This window comes from Sulfitobacter sp. HI0129, from assembly GCF_001635395.1.
Lineage (GTDB): Bacteria > Pseudomonadota > Alphaproteobacteria > Rhodobacterales > Rhodobacteraceae > Sulfitobacter.
In genome coordinates this window covers 1-6,296 of record NZ_LWGH01000163.1, presented here as the reverse complement: position 1 = coordinate 6,296, position 6,296 = coordinate 1, and the positions used below count along the sequence as shown (strand labels likewise).

At 63.7% G+C, this 6,296-nt stretch carries 9 protein-coding genes; 4 read left to right on the top strand and 5 right to left on the bottom strand.

Annotated elements, in window-relative coordinates:
- Positions 1–810, top strand: an 810-nt coding sequence (locus A3764_RS01500) for an NAD(P)/FAD-dependent oxidoreductase (protein WP_067951078.1), incomplete at its 5' end; no start/stop codon positions are given.
- Between the two features lie 9 nt (positions 811–819).
- Here the strand turns inward: A3764_RS01500 and A3764_RS01495 are convergent.
- The 3 genes from A3764_RS01495 to A3764_RS01485 form a co-directional block, all read right to left on the bottom strand.
- A complete protein-coding gene (locus A3764_RS01495) occupies positions 820–1,362 on the bottom strand; it encodes an NADPH-dependent FMN reductase (RefSeq protein ID WP_067924534.1) in 543 nt (180 codons plus the stop codon).
- A gap of 79 nt (positions 1,363–1,441) precedes the next feature.
- On the bottom strand, positions 1,442–2,113 hold the full coding sequence (locus A3764_RS01490) for an OmpA family protein (RefSeq protein WP_067951076.1): 672 nt from the start codon (positions 2,111–2,113) through the stop codon (positions 1,442–1,444).
- A 135-nt stretch (positions 2,114–2,248) separates the two neighbouring features.
- Complete coding sequence (locus tag A3764_RS01485) at positions 2,249–3,100, bottom strand: methylated-DNA--[protein]-cysteine S-methyltransferase (RefSeq protein ID WP_067920774.1); 852 nt, start codon at positions 3,098–3,100, stop codon at positions 2,249–2,251.
- A gap of 134 nt (positions 3,101–3,234) precedes the next feature.
- On the opposite strand from A3764_RS01485, the gene nth reads away from it, so the two are divergent.
- The 3 genes from nth to A3764_RS01470 are packed head-to-tail and all read left to right on the top strand — an operon-like array spanning position 3,235 to position 5,475.
- Complete coding sequence (gene nth, locus A3764_RS01480) at positions 3,235–3,879, top strand: endonuclease III (RefSeq protein WP_067920768.1); 645 nt, start codon at positions 3,235–3,237, stop codon at positions 3,877–3,879.
- On the top strand, positions 3,876–4,862 hold the full coding sequence (locus tag A3764_RS01475; protein WP_067920766.1) for an adenosine kinase: 987 nt from the start codon (positions 3,876–3,878) through the stop codon (positions 4,860–4,862). Before nth ends, A3764_RS01475 begins: the two co-directional genes overlap by 4 nt.
- A 1-nt stretch (position 4,863) precedes the next feature.
- Positions 4,864–5,475 (top strand): GNAT family N-acetyltransferase, encoded by a 612-nt coding sequence (locus A3764_RS01470; protein ID WP_067920764.1) that lies wholly within the window; start codon positions 4,864–4,866, stop codon positions 5,473–5,475.
- Here the strand turns inward: A3764_RS01470 and A3764_RS01465 are convergent.
- Positions 5,457–5,951 carry a hypothetical protein gene (locus tag A3764_RS01465; protein WP_236627986.1) on the bottom strand — a complete coding sequence of 165 codons (495 nt, stop codon included), beginning with the start codon at positions 5,949–5,951 and terminating at the stop codon, positions 5,457–5,459. The two genes, A3764_RS01470 and A3764_RS01465, sit on opposite strands and share 19 nt — an antisense overlap.
- On the bottom strand, positions 5,951–6,296 hold a 346-nt coding region (locus tag A3764_RS01460), incomplete at its 5' end, for an RNA pyrophosphohydrolase (protein ID WP_067951074.1). The genes A3764_RS01465 and A3764_RS01460, both read right to left, overlap by 1 nt.

The window sequence follows — 6,296 nt, the reverse complement described above, 5'->3', positions numbered from 1 at the left end:
GACGTCGCCGATGCCTCGGGGCATGATCCCGGCTATGTCCGCAGCGGGCGGCTCCAGCCCATTGCAGACGCCGCCGCGCTGGAACTGGCACGGGCGCGCGAAGATACCGCGAAAGAGCTTTGGCAGGACAACGCGCGCTGGACGGTGACGGATACGCCCACATCGAAATTCCGACCCCACAGCCCGACCGGGTACTGGATCCACGACACGCTGTCCGCGCTCATCCATCCCCGTCAGGGATGTCGCGCGCTTGTCGAAGCACTTGTCGGCAAGGGGGTCACTATAGAGACAGAAGCGTCCGACCAAGGCCCGACCCTCTGGGCCACCGGGGCCGCTGGCCTCGCCGCGCTGGGGGAGGGACGCCAGCGCATGGTAGGCACGGGGATCAAAGGGCAAGCCGCGCTGCTGGCCTATGACGCCCGGAATGCCCCGCAAATTTTTGCGGGCGGCCTGCACGTGATACCGCATGGTGACGGCACCGTTGCGGTGGGCTCAACGACGGAGCGCATCTATGACAGCCCGGATACGACCGATGCCGCGCTCGATCAGATCATCGACACCGCGCGTACCCTTGTCCCCACCCTGCGGCAGGCGCCCGTGATCGAACGCTGGGCGGGCCTGCGGCCCCGGGCCCGCAGCCGCGCGCCGATCCTTGGGCACTGGCCGGGCAGGCCCGGGCATTACATCGCCAATGGCGGGTTCAAGATCGGTTTCGGCATGGCGCCGCTCATCGCCGAAGTCATGGCCGACCTGCTACTGGAGGGGTGCGATCGTATCCCCGCAGGCTTTCGTGTCGAAGACAGTCTCTGACCTCGGCGCTCAGCGCTCTATTTCGGCCCTGAGGGCTTTCATCAGTTCGGTGAGATCGTTGACGTAGTGTTCGGTAACGAGCCGCCCGTCTTCGTCAAAGGCGTTCCGGCTCCGGGCGAGGTGCACTTCAGGCCCCTGCAAAAGCCGCGTCCGGAACGGCACCATGAAGGTGCGCAGGATAAGCTGCGCCCGTTCACCCCCGGCGCGCCCCATGGCGGCGGACATCACCGCAACCGGCTTGTTCGTCCAAGGTTTGTCGGGTGTCCGGCTGATCCAGTCCAGCGCGTTTTTCAGCGCTCCCGAAGGGCCTTTGTTGTATTCCGGCGTGGAGATGATCACCGCATCCGCGCGCGCGATACAATCTATCGCTTCCCGTACCTCTGGCGGCACGCCTTCGGCCTCTTCCACGTCGCCATCATAAAGCGGCAGCCTGATGTCGAGTTCCCGGTGACGGCAGGGACCGAAAAGGCGCACGGCCTCCGCCAACAGCATGCGGTTGGAGGATCCGGCGCGGAGCGAGCCGCAGATGGTCAGGATTTCTGGATCGGTCAAAGTGCGGCCCTTTCGTGAGGTTCAGAAATGCGAAAGCCCCGGCGAACCGGGGCTTTGCCAAAGTCATGTCAAAGCGGCATCAGCGCGCGTTGGGAAGGATAACGATCTCCACCCGGCGGTTCTGTGCCTTGCCCTGCGGGGTGAGGTTGCTGGCAATGGGCTGGCTTTCGCCGCGACCGAAGGTCTGGATCCGGCTCGGGGGCACGCCGTTACCGACCAGCACATTGGCGACTGCCTGCGCACGGCCTTCGGAAAGCTGCTGGTTATAGGCCGCGTCACCGTCGCTGTCGGTGTGACCGACGATCTGTAGGGTCGAGTTCTGGTAGACCTGAACGTTCTGCGCCAGAGCCGCAAGGTCACCCTGCAGCGTCGGCTGGACGGCGGTGCTGTTTGTGGCGAACAGGATGTCCTGCGGCAGGGTCACGATCAGGCGGTCGCCCGTGTTGGTGATGACGACCCGGCTGTCCATCACGCGGCGCAGGTCCGCTTCCTGCTTGTCGAGCGAATAGCCCACACCGGCGCCCACGGCACCACCGATCAGGGCACCCTTCAGGGCACCTTCCGCACGATCGCCGTCACTTTCGGATAGCGCACCGATCAACGCACCGGCGCCCGCGCCGATCAATGCGCCGTTCTTGGCGCGCTGGTTCGGATCGTTCGGACCGGCACCAATACCGGTGCCCGGTGCACAAGCGCCCAGAACCACTGTACCGGCCAGAGCGGCCGCAAGGGAAATTTTCGATACTGTCATTGTCGTACTGCCTTCATGTGTTTCGGGCCCCGTTCGGGCGAGGCGTCTCTATGCGAACGCAATATAGGGCATCCGGGTTTCAGTGAAAGTTGCTCGAATGTGTTTTTCGGCAGAATAACGCGCAATTGTACCCGCTCAGGCCTCTGCGCGGGCGGCCTCGAAGGCCAGCATCGCCCGTTTGACGGGAAGCCCCCAATGGTACCCCCCCAATTCGCCGGACTTCCGCAGGGCCCGGTGACACGGGATGAGCCAGCTGACCGGGTTCCGCCCCACGGCGGTTCCGACCGCGCGCACCGCCTTGGGCGTACCGATGGCGCGGGCGATTTCCGAATAGGTCGTGACCTGACCGGATGGAATGGCCAAGAGCGCCTCCCACACCTTGATCTGGAACGGCGCCCCAATCAGATGCAACGGCGCGGCCTCTTCCACGGGCTCGCCGTTCCCGATCACGGTGTTTACCCAAGCCGTCAGCCGCTCCGGCGCCTCGGTGACAGTAGCCTCCGGCCAACGGTTTCGCATATCGGCAAAGGCCGCTTCCTCGCCGGTCTCCGATACCAGCGCCAGCCCGCAGATGCCCTTGTCGGTTCCCATCACGAGCATTTTTCCGAACGGACCGTCGAACCAGCCCCAGTAGATATCCAGCCCCGCCCCCTTCCGGGCGTAATCACCGGGGCTCATGGCTTCCCACCGCAGAAACAGGTCATGCAGGCGCCCGGTGCCCGACAGGTTCAACGCATCTGACGCTTCCAGCGTGGTGAAACTGTCGCGCAACATGCGCTTGGCCTGCCCCAGCATCAGATATTGCTGGTACCGCTTCGGAGAGACCCCGACCCACCGCGAAAACAGACGTTGAAAATGGGCCGGGCTCATACCCATCTCGGCGGCCAAGGCATCGAGCTGCAACGGGTCTTCGGCCCTGTCGATATGGTCGATGGCGCGGCGCATGACCTGATAGTGATAGGATTGCGTTTCTTCTTCGGGCAGCATGGGGTCTCCTTCGCTGGTCCAGAAATAACCCCACGGCGGCAGCCATGCGACCCGTTTCTTGCGCAAAGCCCGCCCCCTTCGCGCGCCAGTTTGCCCTTGTTGCCATTGGAGGAAACGGCCATATCTGTCCCGCGATGGCAAAACCGCTCGATTATCATAGCATCCGCGAGATTTTTCGCAGGTTCGAGGCCGCCGAAGCCGAGCCGGAGGGCGAGCTGGAGCACCTCAACGCCTATACGCTCGTGGTGGCCGTGGCCTTGAGCGCGCAGGCCACCGACGCGGGCGTCAACAAGGCCACGCGGGAACTGTTCAAGGTCGCCGATACCCCGCAAAAGATGCTGGACCTAGGGCTGGAGGGCTTGACGGAGCACATCAAGTCCATCGGCCTTTATCGGCAAAAGGCCAAGAACGTCATGAAGCTGAGCCAAATCCTCGTGGAGGACTACGATGGCGAGGTACCGAGCAGCCGGGCGGCGCTCCAATCGCTGCCGGGGGTGGGCCGCAAGACGGCCAATGTCGTGCTCAACATGTGGTGGAAACATCCCGCCCAGGCGGTCGACACCCATATCTTCCGGGTCGGCAACCGCACCCGTGTCGCACCGGGAAAGACGGTCGACGCCGTGGAGCGTGCCATCGAAGATAACGTGCCCGCCGAATACCAGCATCATGCCCACCACTGGCTGATCCTGCACGGGCGCTACACCTGCAAGGCGCGCAAGCCGCTTTGCCGGACCTGCCTGATCCGCGACATCTGCCCCTACGAGGACAAAACCGTATGAAAACCTACGAACTGGTCGGGATCGGCAATGCCGTCGTCGACGTGATTTCCCATGCCGACGACCGCTTCCTCGGGGATATGGGGATCGAGAAGGGTATCATGCAACTGATCGAACAGGACCGGGCAGAACAGCTGTACGCCGCGATGCGTGACCGGATCCAGACGCCGGGGGGGTCCGTTGCCAATACGGTGGCCGGTTTCGGGGCGCTGGGTCTGCCCACGGCCTTTATCGGGCGCGTCCGTAACGATGAGTTGGGGGATTTCTACGCGCGGGCGATGTCCGACAACGGGATCGACTTCGTGAACCCGCCCGTCGAGGGCGAGACCCCCACGTCGCGCTCCATGATCTTCGTCTCGCCGGATGGCGAGCGTTCGATGAACACCTATCTCGGTATTTCGACCGGCCTTACGTCGGATGACGTGCCGGAAGAGGTCAGCGGTCGGGCGCGACTGATGTTCCTCGAAGGCTATCTATTCGATCATGAAGCGGGCAAGACGGCCTTCCGGGAGGCTGCGCGCGCCACGAAGGCCGGGGGCGGCATGGCGGGCATCGCGATTTCCGATCCATTCTGCGTCGAACGGCATCGCGCCGACTTCCTGTCGCTGATCGAGCATGACCTCGATTACGTCATCGGCAACGCGGCCGAGATCAAATCGCTCTACGAGACAGAAGACCTCGAAGACGCGCTCGACAAGATCACGGCAATCTGTCCGCTCGTCGTCTGCACAAGATCGGGCGACGGGGTGACGATCATTCGCGGAGGCAACCGCGTCGATATTCCGGTGACCCGGATCGTACCGGTGGACGCGACCGGCGCGGGCGACCAGTTCGCTGCCGGGTTCCTCTACGGGTTGGCGCAGGGCCGTGACCTCGAAACCTGTGGGCGCATGGGCAATGCCTGCGCCGCCGAGGTCATCAGCCACCTCGGCCCGCGCCCCGAAAAGGACATGCTGGCGGTGTTCCGTGCCGAAGGCCTTGCCTGACATGCTGACGGACGGGTTTCATCCCGTTCCGGCGGGCAAACTGGCAATGGTGGTGACCCATCTGGAGATGCGCGCACCGCCTCAGGCAAAAGATCTGGCCCTCCCTGACGGTGTAACCTTCCGAAAGGTCGAGCCGGATTGCAGCTGGTACCGGGACGTTTTCCGCCGGGTAGGATCGCTGGAATGGCTCTGGTTCGGGCGCGCCAATATGGCTGACGATAAACTCGCCGCCATTCTGTCCGATCCGGGTGTGCATGTGTATACGCTGAGGAAAGACGGCATCGACCACGCTTTGCTGGAGCTCGACTTTCGCGTGCCCGGTGCCTGTGAACTGGCATATTTCGGGCTGACGTCTGCCCTCATAGGCAGTGGCGCGGGGCGTTTTCTGATGACGCGGGCGATCGAACTGGCATTCGCACAGCCTATCGAAAGGTTTCACCTTCATACCTGCACGCTCGATAGCGCACAGGCGTTGCCCTTCTATATCCGCAGCGGGTTCGTGCCCTATGCACGCGAAGTCGAAATCGCGGACGATCCGCGCCTGACGGGGGTATTGCCCCGCGACGCGGGCGCGCATGTCCCCCTGATCGACGATCAGGGGCGTTCAGGCTGACAGGGCTCCCCCGCGTAGCAGGCCTGTACCTTTTCCAGCATTTCCGCCGAGGGCGTACCGAAAAGATCGCCGCCGCAGGGGTTCGTCTCCAGCACATAGGTCTCCGCATCGCGGCGCACAAAGGCGAGCACATCCTGCCCCGTGGCGGCAGACCCGCACCATGGACCGTAACAGAGCACATCCAGTTCGACGGCCTGCTCGAACGGAATGTCGAAGCCCCGCCGCGTCATGGATTTCCCTTCCAGCCGTGCCGGAACCACCGTGCGGGGTGGCGTATCGGCCTGACGGGACATATCCACTTCCGGCAGCAGGTCGGCATCGAAGGTAAGCCGACCATGCACCACGACATATTCGGCCTCTTCCGCAGCCACCCGCTGATACGCTCCTTCGAGGGAATGGGGCAGACAGCTCAGGGCAGAGGCCGACACAGGCAGGGCCGCCAAGGCACCACAGATCGACAGGCGAAGCATCCGCATCACAGATACTCGCGGAAATCGTCGAGTACAGCCGCATAGACGTCGCGCTTGAACGGCACAATGCCCTCCAGCATGTCCTCCGGTTTCAGCCAGCGCCAGGCGGAGAATTCCGGCTCCTCCGTCTCGATGTTCACCTGCGTGTCGTCGCCCAGATACCGCAACAGGAACCACGCCTGTTTCTGCCCCCGAAACCGGCCCTTCCAGATGCGCGGAACAAGATCATGCGGCAGGTCGTAGGTGAGCATGTCCCGGGTCTGCGCCACGACCTCGACAAGCTCCGGGGGCACCCCCGTCTCCTCCACCAATTCGCGCAGGGCGGCCTCGCGCAGGTCCTCGCCGGGTTCC

Excerpts from the sequence above, each read along its gene's own strand:
- A3764_RS01475 (WP_067920766.1), top strand. The coding sequence starts at position 3,876 with ATGAAAACCTACGAACTGGTCGGGATCGGCAATGCCGTCGTCGACGTG.
- nth (WP_067920768.1), top strand. The coding sequence starts at position 3,235 with ATGGCAAAACCGCTCGATTATCATAGCATCCGCGAGATTTTTCGCAGG.
- A3764_RS01465 (WP_236627986.1), bottom strand. The coding sequence starts at position 5,951 with ATGCGGATGCTTCGCCTGTCGATCTGTGGTGCCTTGGCGGCCCTGCCT.
- A3764_RS01490 (WP_067951076.1), bottom strand. The coding sequence starts at position 2,113 with ATGACAGTATCGAAAATTTCCCTTGCGGCCGCTCTGGCCGGTACAGTG.
- A3764_RS01485 (WP_067920774.1), bottom strand. The coding sequence starts at position 3,100 with ATGCTGCCCGAAGAAGAAACGCAATCCTATCACTATCAGGTCATGCGC.
- A3764_RS01470 (WP_067920764.1), top strand. The coding sequence starts at position 4,864 with ATGCTGACGGACGGGTTTCATCCCGTTCCGGCGGGCAAACTGGCAATG.